The organism is Paenibacillus sp. GCM10027630, from assembly GCF_042676305.1.
Lineage (GTDB): Bacteria > Bacillota > Bacilli > Paenibacillales > NBRC-103111 > Paenibacillus_S.
This window is the reverse complement of the sequence record NZ_JBHTGY010000018.1, coordinates 39847-66480: the sequence shown is the minus strand read 5'-3', so window position 1 is coordinate 66480 and position 26634 is coordinate 39847. Positions and strand designations below refer to the sequence as shown.

Genomic DNA, 26634 nt, shown 5'->3' with positions numbered 1-26634 from the left:
ATGTGGCGGTGATTACCAACCTCTCGCCCAATCACCTCGACTGGCACCGTGACATGGATGAATATACCGCCGCCAAGCGCCGCCTGCTGGATTTTCAGAGTGCTGACGACTTTGCCGTCCTAAACGGCGACAATCCGGCGACCGCCGCACTGCGCGGGCAGGGGCAGACCAAGTATTTCGGCAGGCACACTCTCCACGATGGCGTGATCGACGGTCTATTACCCATCAGTGACATTCGATTGCCAGGTTGGTATAACGTGGAGAACGTTATGGCTGCTATGACCGCCGTGCGGGGGACCGTGTCTGATGAGGCAATCCTGGAGACGGTGCGCAACTTTGTCGGCGTGGAGCACAGAAACCAGTAGGTGGCAACTGTGGGCGGTGTGCATTTTTACAACAATTCAATCGGCTCAAGCCCCTCCCGTACCATCGCCACGCTGCATGCGCATGTGGGCCGAGTGCTGTTGATCGCCGGCGGGCGTGATAAGAAAGTACCGTTTGACGAGATGGCCAGGCTGCTGCCTGATCATGTCAAGGTGCTGCTATTGATTGGAGAATCGGCCAGTCAAATCGAGGCAGAGGCGCGCAGAGTGCCGAATTGCCCGCCTATTGTCCGCTGTGAAGGCCTGGCCGAGGCAGTGACGCAGGCGCACAAGCTGGCCGCATCGAGTGACACTGTGCTGCTGAGTCCTGCATGCACTGCGTTTGACCAATATCGTAACTTTGAAGAGCGCGGGCGTCACTTTGTAGAACTGGTCGGAGCGCTGCACCGGTCAGAGGGAAAGGAATGAACAAGACAAGGCGTTTTCCTGGGAAGATCAATGAAAAACATACTGTCTTTTATACAAAAAAGAAGCACAAATTGTGGCTTGGTAAGGGATTCTAACAGGATACGATAGCAGAGGAGCTTGCAGCGATGCGGCGCCTTTTTTGATTCTCATTAGTAACGGGCAGGTTAGTATCAATGGACGTTGTGTTCAAATATAATCATTTTTTATCATGTTAATTCATATCAAGTGTTGTACTGTTAAGTTATGAATAAGAGTCGAACACTTGTTTTGAAAACGGAGAGCAATTAATAAAATAAAAAACAAAGGGCTATCCAGCGGATGGTCGCCTTTAAGAAAGAGAGCATTTATGCAAATAGAATCGCTTATTTATAGCGATAGGTTGTGGCAAGTCGTTGCTGAGTATGCGCAGAATTGTTCATGGAAGGCAGGATCCAATTTAGCGAAACAAATGAAAAAATGCCATTTTTCAGACTGGGAAAGAGTTTTTGCAGCACTTGATGGTGATCACATTGCTGGTTATTGCACTTTAGCAAAAACCGACTGCATACCTGATGTTTCCTATACACCTTATATCGGGTTTGTGTTTGTGGGAGAGCAGTACAGAGGCAATCGATTAAGTGAAAAGTTGATTTTATCTGCCTTGGCATACGCGAAGGAACTGGGTTTTGATAAAGTATACCTTGTCAGTGACCATGTTAATTTGTACGAAAAATATGGTTTCGTGAAGATAGATGAGAAAGAAGCACCTTGGGGAGCAATGGAGACCATTTTTATGTACCTGACGTAACGTGCTGCTATCCAGCAAAAAAGGGAGTGCCTTAAAACTTGCTGTTACATATAGCACGGTGAACCTAATTTGAAAATAAGGTAAAGGTCATTCCTCTAACGGGCAGATCTACGTAGGAATCGCACTTATATGGTGACTACCCAATATGGTAATATAAACTAAGATAAAGTTCGCAAATTGATAGTAAATCTGAGTGAAATATTGGGGGATTTTCGTGAATGTTAGAAGTATCAGTAAAGGTGATTCCACTAGAATACTTGGATTAGTTGAGCAATGTGGTCCATATGTGGCACCACACAACCTATACGTGTACTGGATGCTCGAACAATATTATGCATCAACATGTAAAATTATAGAAAAAGACAACGATATAATAGGATTTGTAAGTGGTATGCCGAGTGTGGATAACAATTCATTATTTATTTGGCAAATTTGTATTCATCATAAATATAGGAATCAAGGAATTGCAACTTTATTGTTAGATTCATCATTACACAGTGCAAGAGAGATGGGATATAAATTCATGGAATTATCCATTTCTAAAGATAATATTGCTAGTCAGATGTTTTTTGATAAATATGCTCAAACGAAACAAATTGCAAGTGTTGAAAAGTTTGAACAAAACATTGGAAATACAGCAGAGATAATATTAAAATACAGACTATAAGAGATCTACCGGGACACTATAATTCAATAAGCAACCAAGACGAGGCTACCGGTATGGATCGGTAGCCTCGTCTTGGTTGCGCTACGGGCAGGATAATTGAAGAAGATGGAAAAATGTAAAGCTAGAGATTTGTCAACTTCAAAAAGTAGGATGTTTATGTATTCTAGAAGATACCATTGAAACCATCGTTGGGGTGAATGATTATGGAAGAAACATTGATTTTTGGTGAGAAAGTTAAACATCTTAAATATCAAAGAAGAGATGGCAGTTATGCCGTTATTATAAATGCTAATAAACAACAGGTTGCCGCAATTTTTACGACTAAAGGAAGCTATTTTTTGCCTGGTGGTGGGATTGAAGAAGGCGAGACACCCGAAGAATGTCTAAGACGAGAACATTAGAGGAAACAGGTTATGAAATATACATTGGTTCTTGTATCGGCAAGGCACAAAGATATTTTATCAGTCCTCAAAATGAACCTTTATTAAGCAATGGAATTTTCTTTTTAGCAGAGTTTATTAAAAAAGTACAAGAACCGATGGACGACGATCATCATTTAAAGTGGATAAACTTAAAAGAAGTTGATACTATTTTTTTTCATGAACATCAGTCATGGGCAATAAAAAAAGCAATTACTATACTAGGCCAACCAATGATAAATAAACTCGGCAATAAAGTTGGAGAAGGCGGGTGTACGGAAGTAATTGAATGGGACAACGATAGCAAGATGTAGCAAAGCCCAACACGTGTACTGCCCCCTTACAAGTACAAAACAAACAAAGTTGACATAACCGGCACGATCTGCAGCCTATTCAACTATCGGTCAGATTACCGGTAGTAGCAACAAAGCCCCCTCGATATTATTTTCGTTCCCCCGAATGATCGGCTCAAATACGGAATCGGACATTAAGAAGTTAATTCCTCCGGCCATCAGACTCAAGTTAACGACTTTGTCCTTGAGTTCTTCCTTTGCTTCAGGAAGCTGTCCATGCGTCATAACGGACAGAATCTCTCCGCCTAGCGCATAAGTGTAAAACTCAGCTTGAGCTCTTGCGTCCTCCGACATAATATAAGTTGTTTGTTTTGCCATCTTATAACATCCTTTCATCCCTAGGTTTGGACTGTTCGAACTCAGTCTCTATTAAGTCAACGAATGAGAAATAACTAAATCGACAGATTCCAAAAAAATATTTTATCTTTTTTAACATGTCAATTTGGTCTCGAAGATCGGCCTCCACATGGATCGGCAGCCGCGTTGTGCAAACGGGCAGGAAAATGGAGTAATGATCGAGAACCTTCCTTTTCTTCGTGAAGGTTTGCTGAACCTGAACAAAAGTACAACTTTTACTACAGGTTTGGCGATGTTTTGAATTCTTTTCCATGATACAAATAAGACAGGACTGGATTTGCTTAAGAAGGGAGACATTTATGCAATCGTCCATATTCGCTCGTTCGGGTGAAACCATTAGCAGGCTTGGCTTTGGTGGTATGGGTTTAAATGGTATTTTTGGGCAGCAGGATGATGCTGCAATGATCCGTTCCCTTGTATATGCACTTGAGAACGGGATTAATTTTATTGACACGGCAAGAGTCTACGGAAGATCGGAAGAGCTCATAGGCAAGGCTTTAAAGGAGTGGAGAGGCGAAAAACCGTTCATTGCAACGAAAGCGGCCGCATCGGCACCGCCTCATTCGTTACCCGGTGCAGGCTTTCACTTTCCGCTGGATGTACAATCCACCTATCCACCCGGATCGATTCGGGCAAGTGTGGAGCAATCACTGCAGGCCATGGATATAGAGACACTGGACCTGCTCCAGCTTCATGTGTATTGGCCTCAGTGGGATGCTGTAGATTATTGGATGGAAGAGCTCCTTAGGCTGAAAGAGGAAGGGAAGGTTCGCTATTTGGGTGTTTCCCTGCCAGACCATCGGCATGATCATGCGATTCCATTGGTTAGAGCAGGAGTGATCGATTCGGTGCAGACAATCGTCAATATATTTGACTCGGTGGCGCTTGATTGTCTGGTTCCGATCTGTCAGGAAAATCAAGTGGCAGTCATAGCAAGGGTAATTCTGGACGAAGGAGGACTGACCGGATTTTTGAAGGAGGATACAGCCATTCCCGAGTCCGATTATCGTTACAATTACTTTGACTGTCAGCCAAGAAGCGTTTACCTGGACAAGGTGAATCGTCTTTGCCAATATATTCCTCAATATGCAAGCTCATTAACCGAGCTGGCGATTAAATTCGTGCTGAAGGATCCAGGTGTGACGGTTGCGATTTCTTCGATGCAGGTACTGGAATACGCAGTGGAAAATATTGCAGCCTGCTACAAAGAAGCGTTGCCGGATGAGCTGTTTGAGCTTATTAAAATACGAGAGCGCTGGATCCGACATTTCTATCATGCAAGGAGACATTTATGAGCTATGCCTCTAAAGCCATGTCCAAGGTTCTGTGGGCCGAGCTGTTCCCAGCTGAATTCATTGCCCGTCAGCAGGAGTGTCCCATCGTGTATGTACCGCTGGGTTTATGTGAACCGCATGGTCAGATCAGTGCTTTTGGTCTGGATACTTTCAAGACGGAATATTTATGCGCGAGAGTAGCCCGTCAGATGGGCGGCATTGTCGCTCCCAGTATGGGCTATCATGTGCACGAGGCAGGGCCTTCGGCCAAATTTCTGGAGGATAACGTTGGAGAGCATAACCCCTTTATGTCTTCGGTTCCTCCGTACGTATTTTACCATTTCTTTTTATATCAGCTGCGCTCGTTCTATAATGCGGGCTTTCAATCGGCAGTGATTTTGTCCGGACACGGTGGAGCGCATGTGCAGGATCTTCGACAAATTTCCCGGATGTTTCAGGAGCAGACTGGGATGAGCATTTGGTATGGGACGGATTTTGATCTCGTCGAGGGTACGTATACCGGAGATCATGCCGGAAAATACGAGATTTCCATGCTGATGCATATTCGTCCCGATCTGATTGATCCTTCAAAGAAAGGATTGGAGGAGCTAGACGGGGCTGGAGGACGACTGGCGGCTGCACATGATGCCAATGAGGCGACTCGGGAGTATGGTGAACAAATTTGCCATGCATGCGAACTTGCTTTAAGTCGCATCGCGGTCGATCTTGGACAACGATCTCAAGCTGTGACAAATCGAATGCCTCTACCCTATGAAGTGGTTGAGGATCTATGGTCACAGATTGTACAATCCGCCGAGATGGGTACTGAGCATTGGGCAGCCTTGCAGCCAAGGGCAGGTCAATCCCCTGTCTCGGAGCAGTCCCGATGGAAGCCTTACGAGCATATCCGTATGCGTGACTAGCTTGCAATCATTTTAAAGAGCATTCCTTTCTCGGAACGAATGAATATCTATTCACCCATTTGGTTTCGTCAAACAGACTTCTAGGAATGAAAGATTGAACAAATGTACAACTAATTGATTGAAATGAAGCAGTGAAGAAAATGTTTTTTCGATATAGTTATAGCATACCATCCAAGGAGGGCTAAACCCATGTTAATGACCAACATATCGAATTTTGTATTGACTGAAGATATGATTGAAGAATTTTACCGCGAAGGCTATTTCTACGCACCCGGCTTCTTGACCCAGGAAGCGGTAGATAAAATTAACAAAGAGAATACCGAGTTTGCTACCCAGCAATCCAGTGATGGCAAATGGAAGTCCAACGCTACATTGAACTTGGCCAAAAGTCAGGAACAGTTCCCGGAAACAGTCAATTTCCTCAGCAATACAAGGATCATTGAAACCTTTGAAAGCATTTTGGGTGATAACGTTAAGCTATGGATGGGGATGTATGCAGTCGTTCCTCCACATGGTGAAGGCTTAGCCTGGCATCAGGATAATATGTACACTCATATTCTGGGGCATATGCTCAATGGTTTTGTCGCTCTGGATCACATCACTCAAGAAAATGCTGGTTTGTGGTTGGCGCCAAGATCCCATCGATTGGGTCGTCAAAAGGATCTGAATGAAGTCGGAGAATCGCATCGCCGTGCAGCAGACCCGGACAATGGAGCACCATGCAGACCGATGGCACCCGGAGATGCTGTCATCTTCCATAGGGAAACACTGCATCATAGTAAAACGAACCATACGGATCGGCCAAGAAGAGCGTATGCCTTTCAGGTGGCATCAGCCGTCTGCCGGTATGCCGAGACTGGCAAGTTGTTGACAGACCGCGAAGATCTGTCATCGTACAAGAAATAATGTATACGGTTTGTGGTTGACACAGGGTGTTTCCATGATCGGTAATCAACAAGAACCGGAAGCCAAGCGCTCTCGGTTTTTTTAAAAGCTTATGTTTGGATCCGCTTTCATAATACTAGGACGTCTGCTATATTAATGGTTGACAAGTATTCCAGGTTCTGCTGGGGAAGACGGAGGGGCAGCTATGTTTTACGATGATATTCGTTTGGACGATGAACTTAATTTTGTCAAGAAAGTCGGTACCTTAACCGAGCATGAGATGCATCTTCATGATGCGCTTGAGATTAGCATCGTGCTAAAAAATAATGTGAAATATCATCTGTGTGACCGTGATTATCATGGCAAGCCTGGTGATGTATATGTGTTTCGTCCTTTTGAGCCGCACTATAACCTGGCTGAGGATAGCAATAAACCGGTAGAGTGGACGATGGTGTTATTTGCCCCGTCAATTGCAAGGTCGATCCCGGAAGGACATAAGCTGCTGACGCCGTTCTATGCCGCCGACAAGTTCTCACCATTAATTCCTGCACATACGACGTTCGCTCAAGCTATACAAAATGCTTCCAAGCTGGCCATTGCGGAAGGGGAGCAGCAGCTTCCTGGATGGAGGGCCAAGCAATTTCTTTATTTTATCGATATTCTGGTCATGATCTTCCGATACTATGAGGCTGTGCAGCAGGATGAGTTATCCAATTCCAAAACCGATCAGGGGATTATTAATGTTATTCAATATATGCTGTCCCATTTCTCCGAAGATATCGATATTAATGAGATGATCGTGATGTCCAATCTGCGAAAAACGATGTTTTTCAAAAAATTCAAAGGCATTACGAGTCTTTCACCGAATGAATTTATAAGCCGTCTTCGACTGCAATCTGCAGTTTATCTGCTGGATCATACGACAAAATCGATTACCGATATCGCTTTTGAGTGCGGATTCCATTCGTTAAGCTACTTTAATAAGCAATTCAAGCTGTACAGAGGCATTTCGCCAAGAGATCAACGCAATCATTTAAAAATCAGAAGAGAACTATAGGTCCAAAAACTGTTTTCGGTATTGATAAGGCGTAATACTCATTCTTTTTTTGAAAAACTGGCAAAAGTAAGACAAATTTGCGAAACCGCTTTCTAAACAAATCTCACTGATTGTCTTGGAGGAGGTTTTTAATAATAAGCACGCCTGATTCAGTCGCTTGGCCATCAGATAGTCGGTAATGGTTCCTCCGGTTTTTTGCTTGAACAGTGCAGAGATATGCTTGTGGGACAGATGAACCTCTTTGGCCAGCTCGTGGATCGAAAAGGGCTCCTGATAATGCTCCTCGACCCAATCCATAATGCGCTCCGCATGATTAAGCGATCTGATTGAAGCGCCATCAGAGCTATTATATTCCGACCACAGGGGACGGAGCAGACAGAGAAACCGAACGAAGAACAATCCATACTCCTCAGCCAACGTGTTGCGGGGAACCTTGCTGCAGCGCTCATGAAGCTCCTTATAGAGCAGGACCAGCGGATGCTCTTCACTCAGCTCAAAAATTTGCTTGGTAAGCTGATCCTTCCACAGATGATGGAAAAAGCTGCGTAATACCGGAAACGGCGCCAAATACGTATCAAATAGAGACGGCTCAAATACAACATAGGAACGAATATAATCTGAAGTGTTGTCTTGTCGGATACAGTGAAGCTGAAAAGGCTGGAAAAAAATCAACTGACCGCTTTTAAACTCATACATACGGCTATCCAGCATCAAATGCCCCTTCCCTTTGGATATATACATAAACTCCATCCCTCTGTGGGCATGAAAATGGTTAACCATCTGTTGATCCGCATGATACTTTAGAACAAAGTGGTTATCGGTCAAATCCAAGTGCTCAATAACTGCCATTCGGCACCTCCCATTATCGTACTTTAACAACATTATAACCGTTATTAATGAAAGTTTAACCCATTTTTTTATGATAAGCTTTATGAGTAGACTTAGAATGATTAAGGGAATGAAATGTAATTTGCAAGCGCGTACATGCTGTAGGGGCAACGGAATCGCCTGAACGCTTAAGAGTTTTACTGCATGAACTAACAGGCTCATAGCTTTCTAAAAGGAGGTTAACAGAATGAGGGTGCTAAAGGCTGCATTAATCGGTATCGGTGGCATTGCCAAAGCACTTCATCTTCCTGCACATCAAGCGGTGAATGGTTCCAGACTCAAATGGCTGTGTGATCCTGATATCCATAAAGCGCATGCTGCAGCTGAGCAATTCGGTATCCCGTATTGGACTGACAATCCTGAATCTGTATGGTCCGATCCGGAAGTGGATTGGGTGGATATTGCCGTGCCCAATCGTTTTCACGAGGCTGTAACAATAGCTTGTCTGGAATCCGGTAAGCATGTTTTATGTCAAAAGCCGATGGCAGACACCCTAGATGCCGCACGGAGAATGGTGGATGCATCCATTCGCTGCGGACGTCAGCTGGGCATCTATATGTGCTTTCGAGGTGATCCGGGTATTCAGCAGCTAAGGCGGTTGATCCGGCAAGGAAATTTTGGTGAAATGATTTCACTGCGGGGCAGGATGATCTCTTCCAACGGGTTTCACATACAGAAGGGTCAATGGCGAATGGAGGATGCTTCAGGAGCTCTGGATTTGCTTGGAGTCCATATGATTGATCTATTTGCTTGGCTACATAGCGATATCGAATGGGTGCAAGCGTACTCCAATACCTTGCATGCCCCGATGAAAGGCGATGATGTGACAACGGCGATATACGGTTTAGCCGGAGGTGTAACAGCGGTCCTTGAAACGACCTACTGCTCGTTTGTTCACACGGATACTCCCTTATACGTGCTGGAGATCAACGGAACAGCAGGCTGGGCCCGATATGTGCTGGATCGTGGGCAGCTGACGATGCAACTACAAGACAGCTATACAGATGGTCAGCTTACCTATATGGCAGGAACCTTGTCGGAATCAACATTTCCACACACACTATCTGGTGGCGGTGCACTTCCGAATGTACATCAATCCTTTGTCGATGCTTTACGAGAGGATCGACCTTTCGAGATCGATGGTAATTGTGGTGCACGAGCCCTTCGCGTCATGTCCTGTACAAGGCAAGCGGCGACTGCACATGCGAGGGTTCTTATATAACCATAATGGTAGGAGAATTAAATTTGTTGTTCATGAACGTTACGTAAGCGCTATCTTGATACACAAATCATGATGTACACAGGAAAAAGGAGGTTTCAATATGAAGCGAAGTATGGTAGCAATGATGTCCATGATAATATTGGCAGGGGGAGTTGTAGGGTGTAGCTCGGGAGCCAACAGCGGTAACAATGCCTTGGCTCCCAAGGCGGAGGCGCCAAAGGCAGATGCTCCGAAGACAGATCCTGCAGCCAAGGCCAAAATCCGTGTTGCCTGGTGGGGTTCTCAGGACCGGAACGATAAAACGCTAAAAGCGATCGATTTATTCATGAAAAAAAATCCGAATATTGAGGTGCAATCTGAATTTATCGGGTTTGATGATTACTGGAATAAAGTCAATACGCAGGCTGCCGGAGGCAACTTGCCAGATCTGATGCAAATTCATGAGGGCGTCATTAACGAGTACGTATCCCGTAAATTGCTTGTCGATTTGAATCCATATGTAGACAAGGGAACGATTAATCTTAAAAATGTCGATGCCAACTATTTACCGGATAAGGTGAATGGCAAGCTGTGGGGCGTCAATCTGGGTACGAATACGATGACAATGGTCTACGATCCGGCTTTGTTCGAGAAAGCGGGTGTCGAAGAATTAAAGCCGGGCTATACGTATGAAGATCTGGCCAATACTTTGCGTAAAATGAAAGCCAAACTGGGCAAAGATTTTTACGGGATTACTCTTGATAACGGTTATGATGGATTCAAGCATTTTGTCAGACAGAATGGAACGATGTTTTACTCAGAAGATGGGAAAAAGCTCGCCTACCCGGATGATAAGGTATTTGTTGAATACTATACGTATTGGCAGAAGCTGATGAAGGAAGGTTTGGCGCCAGGGCCGGAGATTCAATCTGAATTTAAACAGCTGGAAAACTCACTACTTGTGCACGGTAAAGCAGCAATTCAGCCGGTTCAAAGCAACCAGATTGTCGCCTTAGTGGCGGCCTCCAAGCGTCCCTTGAAAATGACCGTTTACCCTACACAACCCGGCGGAAAGGAAGGGCACTTCCTCAAGGCAGCGATGTCATTCGCGATCACCAGCCATTCGAAAAACCCGGAAGCCGCAGCGAAGCTGATCGATTTTTTCACCAATGATGCTGAAGGCAACGATATTTTGGCGGCAGAACGGGGAATTCCGATCTCCTCTGAAATCCGTAAATCGGTTTCCGCGAAACTTCCGGATACCTCCAAGCAGATGTTCTCCTATGTGGAAGTCGCACAAAAGTATGCTCGTGAAAGTGAAGCGCCATCTCCTGCAGGAGATAATGAAATCAGAACGCTGCTCGGCAAGCTGCAGGAGCAAATCAACTTTGGCAAGCTGACTCCAGAGGAAGGCGCGAAGCAATTCCGTAAGGATGCTGAGCAAATTCTAGCCAAAAGCGCAAAGTAATTAGCAGTTGTTCTGTTATGATTATTTCAAATTAAGTAAAGATGAGCCGTTCGGCATCGGACGGCTCATCTTCATATAGGGGGCTATTCGCGATGCGCCAAACAATAGCAACAGACCGCCATTCTATCGGGGTGAATAAGCTTGCGGCTATACGGGAATGGAAAAAAACGATCATTGGTTATGCTTTTATTTCACCGTGGTTCATAGGCTTTATCGTATTCATTATCGGCCCGATGCTGGCATCTTTGTATTTCTCCTTTACACAATATGACATGCTGTCAAACCCCAAATGGATTGGCCTGGATAATTATATCGAGATGTTCACCAGTGATAAGCGTTTCCTTACTGCACTCAAGGTGACCCTGCTGTTCGTACTTGTATCGGTTCCGCTTAAATTGATGTTTGCTCTGCTGGTGGCGATGATTTTTAACGTTGATCGAAAAGGAGTTACCGTGTATCGCACCTTGTATTACATTCCTTCGATTCTTGGCGGAAGTGTCGCGGTTGCCGTGATGTGGAAGCAGTTATTTGGCTCCAAGGGAGCAGTTAATTCACTTCTTGGCTTAATCGGGATTAAAGGCATGAGCTGGATTGCGAGTCCCGACTTTGCTTTATGGACGTTGATTCTGCTCGTGGTATGGCAATTTGGCTCGCCGATGCTTATTTTTTTGGCTGGACTTAAGCAGATTCCGACTGAATTGTATGAGGCTGCCAAAATGGACGGAGCCGGAGCGGTCATGCGCTTTTTCCGTGTTACATTGCCCATGCTGACTCCTATCATATTTTTTAATTTGGTGATGCAGACGATAGGAGGCTTTATGACCTTCACCCAAAGCTTTTTAATTACAAGTGGCGGACCGATGGATTCAACTTTATTTTATGCGGTATATTTGTACGAAACGGCATTTACGCACTTCCACATGGGTTATGCATCGGCGATGGCCTGGGTGCTGCTGCTCATTGTAGGCCTGTTTACAGCATTGATTTTCAAATCCTCTTCCTCATGGGTGCATTATGAGACAGAAGGAGGGAAATAAGATGAACAGCATTATACGTACCTTTTTATTTCATACAGGTGTTGTACTGCTGGGGATATTCATGGTTTACCCGATCCTGTGGGCGATTTCAAGCTCAGTGAAGCCGGAACCGGAAATTTTCCAGAATGCCTCATCGTTACTTCCTTCAAGCTTTAGATGGGATAACTATGTAAAAGGATGGGCAGGCTTTGGGAACTTCCATTTTGGACTGTTCTTTCAGAATTCCTTAATCGTGACATCAGCGATTGTTATGGGGACACTTGTTTCCTCGAGTCTGGTAGCCTTCGGTTTTGCGCGTCTGCAGTTTAAGTTGCGCAAGCTGCTGTTTGCTTTGCTGTTGATGGCGATCATGCTGCCTGCTCAAGTCACGCTGATTCCCCAATATATTTTGTTTCACAAGCTGGATTGGGTGAATACGTTCCTGCCACTGATCGTTCCCGCATTTGTAGGAGGAACTCCGTTTTTCATCTTCCTGCTCATTCAATTCATTAGAGGTATTCCCAAGGAGCTGGATGAGTCGGCAGTGATCGACGGCTGCTCAACCTTCGGGGTGTTTTGGCATATGATACTTCCGTTGATGGCTCCGGCTTTGGCGACGGTGGCGATCTTTTCCTTCTATTGGTCGTGGGATGATTTCCTCGGTCCGCTCATTTACTTGAATCAAACGAAGCTCTTTACCGTTTCGCTCGGTCTGCGAATGTTTGCAGACCCATCCTCGATGTCACAGTGGGGTCCGCTGTTCGCCATGTCCGTACTGTCGATTGTTCCGCAGTTGCTCGTATTTTTGTTTTTTCAAAAATATTTGGTTCAGGGACTTGCTACAACGGGCTTGAAAGGATGAGTGGAATGGATGCTTAGCAACTGCAGACTAATCTGATCGCTTCAAACGCATTATAGATGAACCAGTAACTATACAAGAATACAGGATCCGTTGGATAAAAGCTGGTGCAGTATGGTTTTCATCTACGGAAAAGCAACCATTAAATTTTAGTCTTCGGGAGCAACTGAAAAATATTGATTTAAATCTGGAAAATATTGATTTAAATCTGGAAAATATTGAGTAGACTCTCCGTAAACCAAATGGATGCTCTTACGCTAAAGAGGAACGTTTGTTCTATATGAAGACTAAGACGAGGCTGCCGGCATGATTCGGCAGCCTCGTTGAAGTAACAGGCAGGTTACTACGTTAGCAAGATTTGGTGAGTTTGAAGCATTTAAACACAAATTTGTTTTAGACAATATCAAACTAACGGAAACTATCGCTCAGGAGCTGAATTAATGCAGCTCTTTTTTTGATTTCAATGAAGTAACGTGCAGGATAGCGTAACGGCTGCGATCCGGAAGAAAGCTCACCGCCGCGCAGATCGCGGACAGTTTGGAGATCAGCGTCCGGACCGTGTATCGGTATATCGACGCATTGTGCGCCAGCGGCGTGCCGGTCGTGGCGGAATCGGCCACGACGGCGGCATCCGTATTCTGGAAAGCTTCAAGGAGACGCCATTGTTCTTCAACTCCGTTGAACTAAAGGCACTTGTGGACGCGTTTAAATTTGCTAAAGGCGCTTGCTACCCGTATACAGAGGAGTTGGAAAGCGCGTTGAAGAAGGTGGAGAACGGGCTACACGAAGAGCAGCGCCATGATCTGTCCCATCAGACGAGCGGTATGGATGTGATTCCTCCGTCGCGTCCGCCTTCCGTCGTACCGTTGTTGCGGGACCTGGAGCAGTCGGCGAAGGAAGGGCGAACGGTACGCATCGCCTATCTCAAAGCGAATGTGGAGCAGGCCGACGAACGTGAAGTCGATCCGTACGGGTTGGCTTTCGACCGAAACGAATGGTACGCTGTCGCGTTCTGCCATCAATCACAGACGTTACGGACGTTTCGCGTGGACCGCATTACGCGGCTGGAGCCGACCGAAGTGCGGTTCGAAAAGCCGGAGCGTTTTTCCACATCCGCCTATTTCCGCAACCAGTCCGAGCGGGCACGAGAAGCGGACGGACCACTGGCGGTCATCCGCATTGAGGGAGAGCCTGATACGCTGAACGCGCTTTGCGGCCACTGGCCTTTGCGCCACTATTTGACGGAACGGACTTCTGATCGACGTCCCGACGATGAACAAGTACCTTCCGATGTATCTGATTACGTTTGGCACGGCCATTCGCATTCGGGAGCCGCTGGAACTGAAGCGTAGGATCCAAGAAATGGCATACGGAATTGCAAAACATTACGAAAACGATCCCGATTGAACTTCACTGACAGCGGTTGTCAGCAAACCCGGTATACGATATAGACAAGGCTGCGCAGTCAAACGACGAATAAAGGGAAGGTGAATTCATCCATGCTTCAACACCCTCATAAAATGTACGACTATCATGTTTGGGCGAATGATCGGCTATTCGCCCACCTGGATCAGCTTCCGAAAGAAGCGTTCCATGCGGAAGTGACAAGCGTGTTTCCGTCCGTGTCGCAAACGTTCGGGCACATGTACTTGTTCGAACAGCTCTTTATGACAGTGCTCGCGGAAGTTCCGAACGAAGACATTTTTCCGAAGATCCCGGGCTGGACGGAGGAAGCGCAGGGCAAATCAGTGGACGAGATGCGGCAACTGTTCGCCGGTGTTGCCGAACATTTCCGCGATTTACTGAGGCGTACGCCCGAGCCGGACAAAACTATGACGATCCAGCATCCGCAGTATGGCCGAATCGATACGCATTTCTCCGAAATCCTGCGGCATGTTGTCAACCACGGAACGTATCACCGGGGCAATGTGACCGCGATGCTGAGACAGCAAGGGTTTTCCGGAGTCCCGACCGATTACATGTTTTACTTGGTGGAACAGCAGAAAGGTCAGCGATAAACGGATGTGAGGATGTTTCACTGTATAGCAGATGAGAGAATTGATTCGTTCAATTAGAAAACGATAGCTCAATAACTAACAGGATGAGGCTGCCAACAAAAATCGGCAGCCTTTTCTCACCTAACAGGCAGGATAGATTTGTAGTATGATAAAATTTGGAAAACACTTTAAAACAGTAGGAGGCAATGGACATGCATTGGAAAGCCAAGCTGTATGCAACCGCGAATCACATTGCAGAAAAATATGTTTCTGATCCACGGGTTCTAGGTGTAGCTTTTGGAGGAAGCATCGGGCGCGGGGTTGCCTGGAAGCATTCTGATCTGGAATTATGCCTACTAGTTGAGGAGCGAATCGAGGAGTTCCAACATTTTAACGTGATCGAAGGAATGGGAGTCGAGATATTTCAGTATACGAAGCCTCGTTTGGAGAATTTTTTGGCGCAAGTCAATGAACCTGACGAGTCGGTACTAGAATTTCGTATTCAAATTTACGGGTGCAGGATTGTCTATGATCCAACTAACCTGCTGACTACTTTCAAAGAAAGATTTGATCGGATCCTGTTTCATGAAAAGGTAACTTATATGAAATCTACCCAGGCGCTGGGGCAAGCTGATACCCGACTTGAAAAGGCAAGAGAAATGCTTGAAAAAGGCTGGTTCCGCACAGCTATAGCTCATCTGCGTATAGGATTAAACGATTTAATTTTGGCAACGTATTGGCAACACCACATGCTACCGAGAAGTCAGAACCGTACCGAATATTTTCTTAAAAAGAATATCGGCGTATTTGGGCATGACCAATTGTACAGAGCATTTATCCGGACTTTTTGTCTTGATCAACCGCTTGAGCAGATGAAGAATCGTCTATTTGCATCTAAAAATGAGATTCACATACTGGCTGAATCCCGTATGGGGAGCAATTCACCCCATTTTTTTCATACAGCAGTTGATGGAAACTTAGAGTGGGGGTATGAAAAGAGCATCCTTTACGTTTACAAATACTGCCTCCATCGTATGCAAGATTCTGACCTTCAGGTGAGCGGTCTGCTTGATGAAGATGTTTATTCTAAACAATATGTTAATCTTTATCGCTTTTTAGATCTGGAGGAGATGAATATTCAAGATGTCGAAGAGATGGTATATCTTTTTGAAAAGGCTAGACATGCTTGATGTCTATTCTTCACTCTCAAATAAAAACTAATTTTGAACTTAGTACACTGGAGAAAGAGCTGATTAGGGGCACGCGCGCGTAAAAAGCAAGCGAGCTTAAGGACGGAATTATTCATTGAATTATTCACATTGTCATTAAAGTAACGGACAGGTTACTTTAGTATTACCTTTGCAGGAAATAGCAGTGCTTATGAAGAAATTGGTAATAAAATAAAGGGGGAGAAAGCTAAATGTCATTTGTTAATGTGCTTAATGAAGGTTATGTACGGCTAGTAGATCACATGGGATCCGATTTAACTGTCGTTAATGCTGCTCGTGTATCTTATGCCAAGGAGTCACTAGAGCTTAGTGAGCGAGATATAAAACTCATTAAGTTTCTGGCTCGCGAAGGTCATACATCACCTTTTCGGCATGCTATCGCACAATTTGAAGTGTACGCACCATTAATGGTCGCCAGACAGTGGTGGAAATATGTAGTCGGTTCTGCTCATTATGAAGGCACTGGCGATAGTTTAGATGCCTGGAACGAATCAAGTCGTCGATACATAACCGAAGAGCCCGTTTTTTATACCCCAAAAGCAGATGAATGGAGATCAAAGCCTGAGAACTCCAAACAAGGCAGTGGAGACATAATTTCCTGGGAACTTGGTGAGAAACATACACAGGAATTATTGGTATACATCGAACTAGGGATGAAAAAATATGAACAGGCATTAGCAGATGGAATTTGTGCTGAACAGGCCCGGTTGTTCTTACCATCATATGGAATGTATGTCCGCTGGTATTGGACCGCGTCCGTTCAATCGGTCGCTCATTTCTTGGTACAACGATTAGAACATGACGCTCAAAAAGAAATTCAGGACTACGCAAAGGCTGTCTTAGAACTAATCAAAACAGTATATCCGGCTTTAATCAAAGAATTAGTTTCAAAAGAAACAAATTAAGAGGATAAGAGTTGTAACAACAAGACGAGGCTGCCGCTAATAATGACAGGTAGCCTTATTAAGCTAATGGGCAATTATCTTCAATAGGCCACTGTAATAAAATGGATAATAATTTGAATAAAAGGAAGCCATGAGTGGTGTCCGTTAATCTGGAATTAGGTAAACATTATAGAATTATTTTTGAGAATGGATCCAAGATAGCTGGTGAACTTACGGATGTTAAACGGATAGGATCGAAGATATATTCACTCTGGATTGATATAGGAAGGCAACCTGTATACATCGCTTATCGTGAAGTTAAAGAATTTATGCAAATTGATAATTACGAAAAAGACAAATAGTTTGATCAATCGCTCAGCTAACTGGGAACTATAGCTCAATAAGAACGCGGCTGCCGGTATGGATCGGCAGCCGCGTTGTGCTAACGTTTTTTTAACAATCAAATGGGGGTTGAAATCTTTGGAGAATGGAGCAAAACGTTAGTTCAATAAAAAGAAGGGCTGTCTACGTACTCGGAAACCTCTTCAAGTAACACAACTTATTCATTAAATGAAGTTGGAGCGACGAGGCAATAAAGGAGGACAGGCACGAATTGAAAATACATTTGATCATCCAAACCTTGATGCTGGTTACCATACTTACTGCAGGTTGTGATAATTCTAAACCGGAAAATGTTCAGTCTTCCCAGAAAACTCCTGCGTCAAGCGAAACTCTTAGCCAGGATCCTGTCGAAACTCCTGAGACTATACCTACCCCAGTCGTGTTGAGTGGTTTTCCCATGCCATTAACAAGCGGAAATCGGATATATTTTTATAATGAAGGCGATTTGACAGGATGGACGGTCGACCGACCACCAAATGCCAGCATCAAGACGGGGCTCCAAGTCTATCGTACGGATAACCATGGGATAAATTGGAACTCCAATCAATTACCAATCGAGCAGGCCTGGGAGGCTGAAGTGGATCAAGATCATATCCTGGCATCACTTCATCAAAATGGACCATCTTGGATCATGCTGCAATCGGAGCCAGACGGGGATTTAGCCCAAAAAACGCTGTATTTATCAGAAGACGGCGGAACAACATGGACCTTAAATTGTGACTTAACATCTAGTATCAGCGGGTATGTCACTTCAATGATGATTCAAGAGAATGGGGTAGGTTATATAACTTCTTCCTATAAGAAGAAGGATGTGATTCCCTTCTATCGTACAACTGACAGCGGGAAGAACTGGAGATTGCAAGAGTTTCCACATAAGAAGGACTTTCAATTCGGGATGGCATATCCACCACAAATTAGTAAGGATGGGATAGGAACGGTCAGGGCCGATTTTATAAAGGAAAAGGAATCGGATACCGTTTATTACGAAACAACAGACAACGGCTCAAACTGGCATCTCTTCAAAACGGCATCCATCCTGCGATTTAATGGTGATCCAGCAGCTCTTGACATCATAAAACGCTTTGCCGATCACTGGTTAGCTCAAGATGAGCAGAAAGTCGGTAAGCTGTTTGTACAGGGGGCATCCGAATCGTGGATTGAGCCAATGAAGAAGCACAGATATACTTTTATCGGAGCATATCCGCCATCAAACGAAGAAGCTGCTCAGGATCAGTTTTGTGTGGGGCTTCGATATCAAACGGATGATAAAGATGATCCAATCGGAACTATGGCGGTCTGTGTGCGAAAGCAGCAAAGTAGCAAAGAGTGGAGAATCTACATGTTGGATTGATGGGAATATTCTGACCAAATGAAGATTAAGACGATAGTTAAATAAGACATGACGGCAGCCGATACCAAATGATCGGCTGCCGTTTTCGTTGAAGTAACTGGCAGGATAATGAAGTAATAATATGGAATATAATGGTGATAAAAAAATCATTTGCTTTGATATACAGTCAGAACAAGTTCATCGCGAAATATCGAAAAACTTTGGAGGAATAAGAAATGGAAAATGAATTATTCAATATATTTGATGATGATAAGAAACCGATAGGTGTAGCTACTAGAAGTGAAGTTCATAAAATCGGCTACTGGCATGAAACATTCCATTGTTGGTTCATATATAAAGAGGCAGGTCAAGATTATATTTATTTGCAGATTCGTAGTGATACAAAAAAGGACTATCCTTCCCTTTTTGATATTACTGCAGCAGGGCATATTTTAGCTCATGAAACGATAGAAGATGGTGTCCGGGAAGTTCGAGAAGAAATCGGCATTAACGTATCCATAACCGAACTTATATCATTAGGGGTTATTAATTATTGTGTTATAAGAAAAGAACTCAATGATAAAGAGATAGCTCATGTTTATCTTTTTGAATCAAAAAATTCATTTAATGATTTTAATTTGCAAAAAGAAGAAGTATCAGGAATCATAAAGGCTAACTTTGATGAATTTCATTCACTTTGGAAAAATGACATAGACAAAATTAATGTTGAAGGTTTCGTAATTGATGAGCTCGGAAATAGGGTGTGTTTTAAAGAAAATGTGGGGAAAGATCGATTCGTTCCGCATGAAGCTTCTTATTATGATAAGGTGTTAAGTTTGATTTACAGTCATTTACAATCTCATGAAAGACAATTCTAGTAATTGAGCTATTGCTCATATAAGGGAGATGATAGAGAGAAGGATACCTGCAATCCAAATGCTGTTATGAGACAGAAAATAACTTATCGCGTTAATGGAGGAAAATATATACAAAAAGTCGAATCACTTATCGACCTTAAAAACTAGAAAGAGAGGCAAGGATATGCAAAAGAAGTCAGTAGAATTGTATAAAACTTTCTTGGGCTGCGATCAGGAGTGATCACAAGGCGAATTATGGACAATGGTTGGCCTCAGACAATCGAAAATAATAATAAGGTTCTTGATGCGTTAACACTAGCAGACGGCCGAAGCAACTGCTCCCTTTTCGCATTGAAGTAACGGAGGATACTTTCATGATTTATCGAATACCTAAAATACGAGTCAAGTTGTTTCAAACCACCATTAAAAGAGATTGTGAGGCTATTCATACATGGGAGTATGGGGAATTGGAAATTTCGAAAATGATACAGTACAAGATTGGATAATTGAACTTACAGAAACTCAAGACATTATTTTACTTTCGGAATCTATTGAAATGGTTTTAGAACAATTACTTAGATGCAGATGTAGCATGTATTGCCTTAGGAGCAGTAGAAATACTGGCAGCGTTACAAAATAGACCAGGGAAAGAAATATATGAAGATGAACTTCAAGAATGGATATTACAACATAAAGGACAAGGAACAAACCTATTAGAGAAATCCCACAAAGCTTTAGAAAAGATACTTGCGGAATCGGAACTTAAAGAATTATGGGAGGAAACAGAGGAATATGGGAACTGGGTCACCACAATAAAGGAATTGCAAAGTAGGATAATTAATTAAGAAAATTCTGCTAACGGGTAACTAGAGCACGATAATCCTTGTACCTCCAATGAATATTTATGAGACGATCATGACTATAAGAAGTAAATATATTTTTCTAGGCGGATTCAGACATCAAATAACTGTCAAATCTTCGTGTGGGCTAACAGAGGATATGATATGGCTGCCTACACATTAAGAAAATAATATCAGAATACGAAAAACAGTTGGTTGGCCCAGTTTCTTTGGACACAAGGATGTCTTGCATTTAGACATTAAGTCGGAGTAGTTTATAGAGTTGCATAAACGACGCGTTTCAGTGTTCACCAAGGAAAAATGTGGATATATGTTTACTGAACTTACTCCAAAAAATTTTGTTGAAAGAGTACCGTCTACTCTCTGGAGGATAAGTATGAGAAAAAAGTTACTACTATTCATATGCTTGATCACACTCTCTATAACATCAACGGCAGTAGGTGTTTATGCGTCTTCTGAGATCAAGCTTTTCATTTACGGCAAGCAGGTTCAGGGAAATATTAGAATGATTGACGGTAAAGGCTATGTTGCGGTTCGCGACGTAGCTCAGTGGCTAGACAAAGGATTAACATGGGATGATAGTAATCGAGAGATCCATATAGGGAAGAGGAACATTGCAGTCGAAGGAACGTCACTAAAAACTCCCGCAACGATGGGCTCCAAAGCCATGTTTGAAAAACATACACCTTTTGAACCTTTCTACCAGGGATATATGCAGGTCGTTGAGGTTGTGCGTGGACCGGAAACGAAGAAGCTTATGGATGAAGTAAAAGAATACAACCAAGCATATTATGGTGTTAAAAATCATGATGAGCCCCAAGAGGGAATGGAGCTGCTTCTTGCTAAAATTACTCTTAAAATCACGACTAACGCAGATAATGAGGGAAAGGTAGATATCGGATTTCTTGATTTTGGGCTAGTTTCATCTACAGGTAAAAATTACGAGCGTTTACTTGCTATGCCTCCGCGACCTTGGCTAAAGGAATTATCGGTTGGAGAAGAGACTACAGGCTGGGTGGTACTTCAAGTCGACGTAGATGATAAAGATCCTATTATTACATATAAAACGTATTTAGCTCAGCCTATTTATCTGAAGACGAGCTAAATTTGATAATCGATTATTGAAATGAAGCCACCGTGGGAGGCGCAAACGAAAATATGAAAAAATATATTGCATTAATTGCCTTATTTACCTTAACATCAGTAATTTGCTTCACCACTGGTATTATTGCGTCCCCAGGGATAAAGCTTTTCGTTAATGGAAAAGAAGTAATAACAGATATTAAGCTTGTCGATGGAAATAGCTATATTCCAATCCATGATGTTGCTGAATGGTTAGGTAAAGAGGATATTTGGATGGACGGTGAACATAACGAGCTGCATATTGGTGGGGAGGAATCCTCAATTGCGGGGAAATCCTATCAGAACCCCGCACCTATTGGCACTGAAGTGGATTTTCAGAAGGTTACCCCATTTGAAAAGTACCATGGGTCCCTCCATGTAGATGAGATTGCGCGAGGAAGCAAGGCTCTAAATTTGATGGTAAATATAGTAGACTTGCAGCGCGGAGTCTGGATTGAAACTACAGATCCATCTAAAGTTGATCCAGAAGAGAGAGAGCTATTTCTTGCTAAAGTCACCATTAAGCTTACGAATATCTCTGATAATAAATTCCTTCAAATTAAGAATGATGATTTTCAGCTAGTCTCTTCCACTGGTAAGATTTATAGACCAATCCTTGAAACTCCCCCAAGTCCTTCCATAGCTACAAAATTGCTTCTTGGAGAACAACATACAGGATGGATCATTATGCAGGTTGATAAAAACGATAAAGCGCCTATTTTAGAATATGGTTCAGTCTTGGTTGACGGTGCGTGGTTCAAGACAAATGATTACTGAGAGTCACTCCAGACTCCGGAAATGTAATTCTACTCCACTTATCACCATACTTAACGAATAAAAATTGGTGGAAAAATTATTAGGATAGCAAATCATGGGCTACAACTTAAATATCAAAAGACGCGAATCGAAAAACTCCTTTAGCTCTTTGTTGCTAGTTGTTCAAGCACTCTCTATACCGTCAGTTCACTTTATGGCGAGTCTTACGCAGGCACTGAATGGTATAATCCCGAGCAGCAGAGCGTCATGATCTGGTTTCTGGCCAAAGAGACCGACGGGGAGCATTGTGCGGGAGATGACATCGACCAAGTAGATTATTTCTCTTACGAGGAGCTCCCCCGAATCGCTTTTACCGCACATGAAAACGTGATTCACAAATTGCTGGAGGAGCAGCTCATAAGCTAGCCATCCTAACATCCTCAACCGTCAGGTCGCTTGTGACAAGAATAATAATCTCAATATTAGCAAACGCAGAGATGAAAAATAAAAAGTATAAATTCAAGTTCATCGATTGATCTTGACTGAAAATAAAGCATTAGACTGACGAAGCCATAAAGCTACGCGCAGAATAGTTGAAGTTTTATGGTTTTTTTCATGCTATTATAAAAATAAAAGAAATGAGAATGGATATACCGCGATGCAGATGATTAAATATATGTATAAACAATTCTTAAGGGAACCTTTTTGGTTTAAGGTTCTAGTTTCTTCAACTTTGCTGATCGCGATAATATTTAGTACTACTTTTTTTTCGGATAAAGGTTATTACCAAATCATTGCTAAATTAGCTACGGCTATTTTTTTCTCTGCGTATGGCATCAAATTCCGTAGAAATAATCTAATTTCTGTAATCTTTTTCGCGTTAGCAGTTATATGTTTTTATCTGACCTGGGACAAAATTGACCAAACACGTCTTTAAACTGACGAAGAACGATTCATAGTTCCATAATACAAATCATGCTTGCTCGTCTGATCGTTGCTTATTGGAGGAGGGTACTATGGATAAAGAGAAACTAATCCATAAATTCGATAATCAATCCAAAATTTACGAAATGAGAAGGAAGAAGCAGTCGGAACGGAAATGGCGGGAAAAATTGATCGGGAGTGCAACGGGGAAGGTTCTTGAGGTAGCGGTTGGTGCGGGAGCGAATTTTTACTTTTACCCCAAAGATGTGGATGTGACTGCTGTCGATTTCAGCGGTGCTATGTTATCCAAGGCAAAAGAGTCCGCTACGGCTAGCAATGTTCGGGCCACATTCATTCAATCCGATATAGAATCTATTTCGTTTCCTGAAAACTCATTTGATACCATCGTCTCAACATTATCCTTTTGCGGTTACGAATATCCTGTTAGAGTGTTGGAATCTTTCAGCAGGTGGTGCAAGCCGGGCGGTCAAATTTTGTTAATGGAGCATGGTCTCAGTTCAAACCGATTGATTGGTACCACCCAAAAGATCATCGGGCCAGTATTCCTACGCGTTGTCGGCTGCCATCTGGATCGTAATATGATCAATATTTTTCAGCAGTCCCCAATTCATATACATCATATGGAACGATACAAGTTTAATACCGTTCAATTGGTGTGGGCGTCGCCAAACAAGGTTTAAAGGTGTACGGCAATTAATGAGTGAGCAATAAAGCAAATACTAACAGCCTTTCTCCGCTTGATGCGGGGGCGGCTGTTTTCATTTTATGTAGGGGCCATAAGGTGGAGCCCGGGGAATTCAATAGGACAAGCAGCGATGAGGTTACTTTACAAAATTTTTCTAAACTGGAAAAGGTGATGCAATTAACGACGTGGAAAGTATTAGTAAAGCATGTTTTTCTTATGGAGGTATTAAGAATATGAGTCGGTTCGATGCGCTAAGGCAAAAGAAATATTTAAGCCGGATTATTATTTTTGGATGTATTTCGGCCTGCATTCCTATCATATTAATTGGAAGCGTTTACTATCATTTTGCGATGAAATCTGCTATGGAAAACATTGTTAACGATGCTAAAGCCTCCTTGTTGATTTCCAAGGACCGGGTAGAACGTATATTTCAGAACCTTGAGCTCGATTCCTATTCAATTGCATCCAGTCCTATCGTGACCAGCTCTATGTATGATCAAGATTTCACAAATAATGTGCTAGGCCACGGAGAAATTAATGAGATGCTGGACAAAAAGAAAAACTCCAATGACTTCATTGTGGACATTGTTTATTATAACAGCAAAGCAGAGGGAGCTATCTCTAATAACTACGGATATATCCCCGAGCGTTTCTATAAGGATAATCAAGATTTGAGGACAGCTATGAGCTGGGAAGCATCCTCTAAGTGGGGGTATTTGCCTTATTCGGGGAAGAAGGGGTACCTAACCTTTGTGAGGCAGCTGCCCGTGGTTAATGGCAATAATAAAAACTTGGGTGCGCTTTTGATTCATGCCGATACTCGTGAAATAGCCAAATATATCGATAGCCCAACGGTAGAATCTGTACTCATATTAGGCCCGCAGCAAGAGGTGCTTCTCAGGACAGGGGAATATGGCGTATTTGATAATATGAGCGCCGCACACTTCATGCAAACCATCAGGGGAATCGAAGACAGCTCGGGGTCCTTTTTCCAGGATGAAGTGCTATACACCTATTTAAAAACTTCCTTTGATCGAACTTATATTTCTATGATTCCCCAGAAGGAAATTGTCAGCAGCATTAGCTGGATACGTTCCTTTGTCATAATTACGGTCACCTTCTTCTTCGTATTAAGTATTTTACTGACGTTGTTGACCTCAATTAATGTGTATAAGCCGATTCGTCGCCTCATGCATTTGGGCAAATCGTTAAATTTTTCCAATGCGAAGTCTATCCATGCGAATGAAATCTCATTTATTGAACAATGCATGTCTTATCTAAAGCAGCAGTCCGATCAATTAATTCATGATGTGGACGAGCTGAAGCCGGTTCTTAAAGAAAGGTTTTTCCAGCAGTTGGTTGAAGAGAGCTATGTGAATGAGAAGCTGATCCGTTCCCATCATCAAATCCATGAAATTATGTCCCATCGAAGCTATCTCGTGTTGGTGGTGACCATTGGTGATCTGCATAAGGATCGAAGGTTTAGCACTAACGATCGGTCCATTATTACTTTCATGATGAAGAATGTGATGAATGAGCTTCTGGTAAAGGTCGATCGGTTTCAAGGGGAAGTTATTCAGGACAGCCAGAATCGAGCTGTGGCCGTTATTTTCTCGGATGGGGAGCCGTCGGCTTCAGAGCTTCTTGATAAGGTGATGGAATATGGCCAATTAATTGTGGAGTCTATTCAACATTATTTGAAGCTGTCTGCTTTTGTAGGAATTGGCAGGGTACATTCTAGCTTTACCGATATTTCGTCATCCTACAGGGAGGCTCTGCTGGCTTTGCAAAACCGCACTTATCTTGAAAGTGTTTCCGTTATAAACGCAGAAGAGGCACAACCGGTAAGAAAGCACGGAAATTATTATTATCCGTCTCATCTTAAGCAGTCTGTCGTAACGGCATTATTAAATGGTGATTTAAGTACGTCAAAAGCTAATCTGTCCGAATATGTGCGGGCCTTACGTGCTTCCGAGTCGTATACCGTAATAACCCATGGTTATTTTACTTTATTGCACGCACTTATGGAATCCCTAGAACAGCAAGATACCGTCGCATACATGGAATTGATCGAGCATGATCTAATCGGTCAATTGAAAGAACGGCAAACCCCGGGCGAGGTGTATGATTGGTATGTGTATGAGCTGTTTCCGCTGTTTCAACAAATCCTAAACCGTAAATCTAATGTAGCAAGTGCCATCCAGCTTGTCGTTCAATATATCCATAACCACATCTACGATGATATTTTGCTTACTCATATTGCAGAGATAGTAGACATGAGCCCTTCCTATTTAAGCCGTTTGTTTAAGAAAGAGAAAGGAGTCCAGTTTCTGGAATATGTGCAGGAATGTAAAATTAAGGAAGCCAGCCGATTGATGGATGAAACGGGCATGACCATTGGAGAAATCGCATCCAAGATCGGATATTCGGAAAGGAATCTAACGCGGATGTTTCAAAAACATACTCATATGACGCCCGGACAATACAGAACCAAGCAAAGAGAGTTCGTTAAATGACAGACAATATTTTCCTGAATGGGTCATTACCCACTAATATCCAGCTATATGAGGACAATTTTTGATAAGTCAATGATTGTCTCTTTTTATATCTGCTTGGTTGCTT

The 26634-nt window shown here is 43.1% G+C and carries 28 protein-coding genes and 1 pseudogene; 27 read left to right on the top strand and 2 right to left on the bottom strand.

Going from position 1 to position 26634, the window contains the following annotated elements:
• The first annotated feature begins 2 nt into the window (after nucleotides 1-2).
• From ACFQ0C_RS10050 to ACFQ0C_RS10025, 6 genes are all read left to right on the top strand, one after another.
• Nucleotides 3-365 carry a Mur ligase family protein gene (locus ACFQ0C_RS10050; protein WP_379366355.1) on the top strand — a complete coding sequence of 121 codons (363 nt, stop codon included), beginning with the start codon at nucleotides 3-5 and terminating at the stop codon, nucleotides 363-365.
• A gap of 9 nt (nucleotides 366-374) precedes the next feature.
• The gene (locus tag ACFQ0C_RS10045) at nucleotides 375-791 is read left to right on the top strand and encodes a glutamate ligase domain-containing protein (protein ID WP_379366353.1); all 417 of its coding nucleotides are present in this window, start codon (nucleotides 375-377) and stop codon (nucleotides 789-791) included.
• Nucleotides 792-1137: 346 nt separating this feature from the next.
• On the top strand, nucleotides 1138-1578 hold the full coding sequence (locus ACFQ0C_RS10040; protein WP_379366351.1) for a GNAT family N-acetyltransferase: 441 nt from the start codon (nucleotides 1138-1140) through the stop codon (nucleotides 1576-1578).
• A 214-nt stretch (nucleotides 1579-1792) separates the two neighbouring features.
• Complete coding sequence (locus ACFQ0C_RS10035) at nucleotides 1793-2245, top strand: GNAT family N-acetyltransferase (protein WP_379366349.1); 453 nt, start codon at nucleotides 1793-1795, stop codon at nucleotides 2243-2245.
• A 203-nt stretch (nucleotides 2246-2448) separates the two neighbouring features.
• A complete protein-coding gene (locus ACFQ0C_RS10030) occupies nucleotides 2449-2646 on the top strand; it encodes an NUDIX domain-containing protein (protein WP_379366347.1) in 198 nt (65 codons plus the stop codon).
• Nucleotides 2625-2978 carry an NUDIX hydrolase gene (locus ACFQ0C_RS10025; protein WP_379366345.1) on the top strand — a complete coding sequence of 118 codons (354 nt, stop codon included), beginning with the start codon at nucleotides 2625-2627 and terminating at the stop codon, nucleotides 2976-2978. The genes ACFQ0C_RS10030 and ACFQ0C_RS10025 overlap by 22 nt, the downstream gene beginning before the upstream one ends.
• A 90-nt stretch (nucleotides 2979-3068) precedes the next feature.
• On the opposite strand, the gene ACFQ0C_RS10020 is transcribed toward ACFQ0C_RS10025, so the two are convergent.
• Nucleotides 3069-3335, bottom strand: coding sequence for a VOC family protein (locus tag ACFQ0C_RS10020; RefSeq protein ID WP_379366343.1), 267 nt, complete (start codon nucleotides 3333-3335; stop codon nucleotides 3069-3071).
• Between the two features lie 338 nt (nucleotides 3336-3673).
• Between ACFQ0C_RS10020 and ACFQ0C_RS10015 the strand changes: the two genes are divergently transcribed.
• From ACFQ0C_RS10015 to ACFQ0C_RS10000, 4 genes are all read left to right on the top strand, one after another.
• Nucleotides 3674-4669 carry an aldo/keto reductase gene (locus ACFQ0C_RS10015; protein ID WP_379366341.1) on the top strand — a complete coding sequence of 332 codons (996 nt, stop codon included), beginning with the start codon at nucleotides 3674-3676 and terminating at the stop codon, nucleotides 4667-4669.
• Complete coding sequence (locus ACFQ0C_RS10010) at nucleotides 4666-5571, top strand: creatininase family protein (protein ID WP_379366339.1); 906 nt, start codon at nucleotides 4666-4668, stop codon at nucleotides 5569-5571. Before ACFQ0C_RS10015 ends, ACFQ0C_RS10010 begins: the two co-directional genes overlap by 4 nt.
• Before the next feature lie 189 nt (nucleotides 5572-5760).
• Nucleotides 5761-6477 (top strand): phytanoyl-CoA dioxygenase family protein, encoded by a 717-nt coding sequence (locus tag ACFQ0C_RS10005; protein WP_379366337.1) that lies wholly within the window; start codon nucleotides 5761-5763, stop codon nucleotides 6475-6477.
• Between the two features lie 184 nt (nucleotides 6478-6661).
• A complete protein-coding gene (locus tag ACFQ0C_RS10000) occupies nucleotides 6662-7513 on the top strand; it encodes a helix-turn-helix domain-containing protein (protein ID WP_379366335.1) in 852 nt (283 codons plus the stop codon).
• Here ACFQ0C_RS10000 and ACFQ0C_RS09995 read toward each other — a convergent pair.
• Nucleotides 7508-8362, bottom strand: a complete 855-nt coding sequence (locus ACFQ0C_RS09995) for an AraC family transcriptional regulator (RefSeq protein ID WP_379366333.1) — start codon at nucleotides 8360-8362, stop codon at nucleotides 7508-7510. The genes ACFQ0C_RS10000 and ACFQ0C_RS09995 overlap by 6 nt on opposite strands.
• Nucleotides 8363-8588: 226 nt before the next feature.
• Between ACFQ0C_RS09995 and ACFQ0C_RS09990 the strand changes: the two genes are divergently transcribed.
• The 17 genes and pseudogenes from ACFQ0C_RS09990 (at nucleotide 8589) to ACFQ0C_RS09905 (ending at nucleotide 26528) form a co-directional block, all read left to right on the top strand.
• Nucleotides 8589-9623 carry a Gfo/Idh/MocA family protein gene (locus ACFQ0C_RS09990; RefSeq protein WP_379366331.1) on the top strand — a complete coding sequence of 345 codons (1035 nt, stop codon included), beginning with the start codon at nucleotides 8589-8591 and terminating at the stop codon, nucleotides 9621-9623.
• A 100-nt stretch (nucleotides 9624-9723) separates the two neighbouring features.
• Entirely contained in the window at nucleotides 9724-11070 is a 1347-nt protein-coding gene (locus ACFQ0C_RS09985; protein WP_379366329.1) for an ABC transporter substrate-binding protein, read from the top strand.
• Nucleotides 11071-11162: 92 nt separating this feature from the next.
• Nucleotides 11163-12107 (top strand): carbohydrate ABC transporter permease, encoded by a 945-nt coding sequence (locus tag ACFQ0C_RS09980; protein WP_379366327.1) that lies wholly within the window; start codon nucleotides 11163-11165, stop codon nucleotides 12105-12107.
• A gap of 1 nt (nucleotide 12108) precedes the next feature.
• A complete protein-coding gene (locus ACFQ0C_RS09975) occupies nucleotides 12109-12948 on the top strand; it encodes a carbohydrate ABC transporter permease (protein ID WP_379366325.1) in 840 nt (279 codons plus the stop codon).
• 470 nt (nucleotides 12949-13418) lie between these two features.
• On the top strand, nucleotides 13419-14297 hold the full coding sequence (locus tag ACFQ0C_RS39125) for a helix-turn-helix transcriptional regulator (RefSeq protein WP_445324351.1): 879 nt from the start codon (nucleotides 13419-13421) through the stop codon (nucleotides 14295-14297).
• Nucleotides 14298-14444: 147 nt separating this feature from the next.
• Complete coding sequence (locus ACFQ0C_RS09960) at nucleotides 14445-14963, top strand: DinB family protein (protein ID WP_379366321.1); 519 nt, start codon at nucleotides 14445-14447, stop codon at nucleotides 14961-14963.
• A 191-nt stretch (nucleotides 14964-15154) separates the two neighbouring features.
• Entirely contained in the window at nucleotides 15155-16132 is a 978-nt protein-coding gene (locus ACFQ0C_RS09955) for a hypothetical protein (protein WP_379366319.1), read from the top strand.
• Between the two features lie 230 nt (nucleotides 16133-16362).
• Nucleotides 16363-17076, top strand: coding sequence for an FAD-dependent thymidylate synthase (thyX, locus tag ACFQ0C_RS09950; RefSeq protein WP_379366317.1), 714 nt, complete (start codon nucleotides 16363-16365; stop codon nucleotides 17074-17076).
• 592 nt (nucleotides 17077-17668) lie between these two features.
• Nucleotides 17669-18808 carry a hypothetical protein gene (locus tag ACFQ0C_RS09945; protein WP_379366315.1) on the top strand — a complete coding sequence of 380 codons (1140 nt, stop codon included), beginning with the start codon at nucleotides 17669-17671 and terminating at the stop codon, nucleotides 18806-18808.
• Nucleotides 18809-19023: 215 nt separating this feature from the next.
• On the top strand, nucleotides 19024-19665 hold the full coding sequence (locus tag ACFQ0C_RS09940) for an NUDIX hydrolase (RefSeq protein WP_379366313.1): 642 nt from the start codon (nucleotides 19024-19026) through the stop codon (nucleotides 19663-19665).
• A 430-nt stretch (nucleotides 19666-20095) separates the two neighbouring features.
• Nucleotides 20096-20284 (top strand): DUF4259 domain-containing protein, encoded by a 189-nt coding sequence (locus ACFQ0C_RS09935; RefSeq protein ID WP_379366311.1) that lies wholly within the window; start codon nucleotides 20096-20098, stop codon nucleotides 20282-20284.
• Nucleotides 20226-20489, top strand: a pseudogene (locus tag ACFQ0C_RS09930) (DUF4259 domain-containing protein); the annotation flags it as partial. The gene ACFQ0C_RS09935 and the pseudogene ACFQ0C_RS09930, both read left to right, overlap by 59 nt.
• Nucleotides 20490-20880: 391 nt before the next feature.
• Nucleotides 20881-21609 (top strand): hypothetical protein, encoded by a 729-nt coding sequence (locus tag ACFQ0C_RS09925; RefSeq protein WP_379366309.1) that lies wholly within the window; start codon nucleotides 20881-20883, stop codon nucleotides 21607-21609.
• Nucleotides 21610-21662: 53 nt separating this feature from the next.
• Entirely contained in the window at nucleotides 21663-22403 is a 741-nt protein-coding gene (locus ACFQ0C_RS09920) for a hypothetical protein (protein WP_379366307.1), read from the top strand.
• A gap of 246 nt (nucleotides 22404-22649) precedes the next feature.
• The gene (locus ACFQ0C_RS09915) at nucleotides 22650-22808 is read left to right on the top strand and encodes an NUDIX hydrolase (RefSeq protein WP_379366305.1); all 159 of its coding nucleotides are present in this window, start codon (nucleotides 22650-22652) and stop codon (nucleotides 22806-22808) included.
• A 590-nt stretch (nucleotides 22809-23398) separates the two neighbouring features.
• Nucleotides 23399-24007, top strand: a complete 609-nt coding sequence (locus tag ACFQ0C_RS09910; RefSeq protein ID WP_379366303.1) for a class I SAM-dependent methyltransferase — start codon at nucleotides 23399-23401, stop codon at nucleotides 24005-24007.
• Between the two features lie 238 nt (nucleotides 24008-24245).
• Nucleotides 24246-26528, top strand: a complete 2283-nt coding sequence (locus ACFQ0C_RS09905) for a helix-turn-helix domain-containing protein (protein ID WP_379366300.1) — start codon at nucleotides 24246-24248, stop codon at nucleotides 26526-26528.
• Nucleotides 26529-26634: the final 106 nt, after the last annotated feature.

What these genes read in the sequence shown, in the direction of transcription:
- ACFQ0C_RS10040 (WP_379366351.1), top strand. Translation starts at nt 1,138, where the DNA reads ATGCAAATAGAATCGCTTATTTATAGCGATAGGTTGTGGCAAGTCGTT.
- ACFQ0C_RS10030 (WP_379366347.1), top strand. Translation starts at nt 2,449, where the DNA reads ATGGAAGAAACATTGATTTTTGGTGAGAAAGTTAAACATCTTAAATAT.
- ACFQ0C_RS10025 (WP_379366345.1), top strand. Translation starts at nt 2,625, where the DNA reads ATGTCTAAGACGAGAACATTAGAGGAAACAGGTTATGAAATATACATT.
- ACFQ0C_RS10020 (WP_379366343.1), bottom strand. Translation starts at nt 3,335, where the DNA reads ATGGCAAAACAAACAACTTATATTATGTCGGAGGACGCAAGAGCTCAA.
- ACFQ0C_RS10015 (WP_379366341.1), top strand. Translation starts at nt 3,674, where the DNA reads ATGCAATCGTCCATATTCGCTCGTTCGGGTGAAACCATTAGCAGGCTT.
- ACFQ0C_RS10010 (WP_379366339.1), top strand. Translation starts at nt 4,666, where the DNA reads ATGAGCTATGCCTCTAAAGCCATGTCCAAGGTTCTGTGGGCCGAGCTG.
- ACFQ0C_RS10005 (WP_379366337.1), top strand. Translation starts at nt 5,761, where the DNA reads ATGTTAATGACCAACATATCGAATTTTGTATTGACTGAAGATATGATT.
- ACFQ0C_RS10000 (WP_379366335.1), top strand. Translation starts at nt 6,662, where the DNA reads ATGTTTTACGATGATATTCGTTTGGACGATGAACTTAATTTTGTCAAG.
- ACFQ0C_RS09995 (WP_379366333.1), bottom strand. Translation starts at nt 8,362, where the DNA reads ATGGCAGTTATTGAGCACTTGGATTTGACCGATAACCACTTTGTTCTA.
- ACFQ0C_RS09990 (WP_379366331.1), top strand. Translation starts at nt 8,589, where the DNA reads ATGAGGGTGCTAAAGGCTGCATTAATCGGTATCGGTGGCATTGCCAAA.
- ACFQ0C_RS09985 (WP_379366329.1), top strand. Translation starts at nt 9,724, where the DNA reads ATGAAGCGAAGTATGGTAGCAATGATGTCCATGATAATATTGGCAGGG.
- ACFQ0C_RS09980 (WP_379366327.1), top strand. Translation starts at nt 11,163, where the DNA reads ATGCGCCAAACAATAGCAACAGACCGCCATTCTATCGGGGTGAATAAG.
- ACFQ0C_RS09975 (WP_379366325.1), top strand. Translation starts at nt 12,109, where the DNA reads ATGAACAGCATTATACGTACCTTTTTATTTCATACAGGTGTTGTACTG.
- ACFQ0C_RS09960 (WP_379366321.1), top strand. Translation starts at nt 14,445, where the DNA reads ATGCTTCAACACCCTCATAAAATGTACGACTATCATGTTTGGGCGAAT.
- ACFQ0C_RS09955 (WP_379366319.1), top strand. Translation starts at nt 15,155, where the DNA reads ATGCATTGGAAAGCCAAGCTGTATGCAACCGCGAATCACATTGCAGAA.
- thyX (WP_379366317.1), top strand. Translation starts at nt 16,363, where the DNA reads ATGTCATTTGTTAATGTGCTTAATGAAGGTTATGTACGGCTAGTAGAT.
- ACFQ0C_RS09940 (WP_379366313.1), top strand. Translation starts at nt 19,024, where the DNA reads ATGGAAAATGAATTATTCAATATATTTGATGATGATAAGAAACCGATA.
- ACFQ0C_RS09935 (WP_379366311.1), top strand. Translation starts at nt 20,096, where the DNA reads ATGGGAGTATGGGGAATTGGAAATTTCGAAAATGATACAGTACAAGAT.
- ACFQ0C_RS09925 (WP_379366309.1), top strand. Translation starts at nt 20,881, where the DNA reads ATGAGAAAAAAGTTACTACTATTCATATGCTTGATCACACTCTCTATA.
- ACFQ0C_RS09920 (WP_379366307.1), top strand. Translation starts at nt 21,663, where the DNA reads ATGAAAAAATATATTGCATTAATTGCCTTATTTACCTTAACATCAGTA.
- ACFQ0C_RS09915 (WP_379366305.1), top strand. Translation starts at nt 22,650, where the DNA reads ATGATCTGGTTTCTGGCCAAAGAGACCGACGGGGAGCATTGTGCGGGA.
- ACFQ0C_RS09910 (WP_379366303.1), top strand. Translation starts at nt 23,399, where the DNA reads ATGGATAAAGAGAAACTAATCCATAAATTCGATAATCAATCCAAAATT.
- ACFQ0C_RS09905 (WP_379366300.1), top strand. Translation starts at nt 24,246, where the DNA reads ATGAGTCGGTTCGATGCGCTAAGGCAAAAGAAATATTTAAGCCGGATT.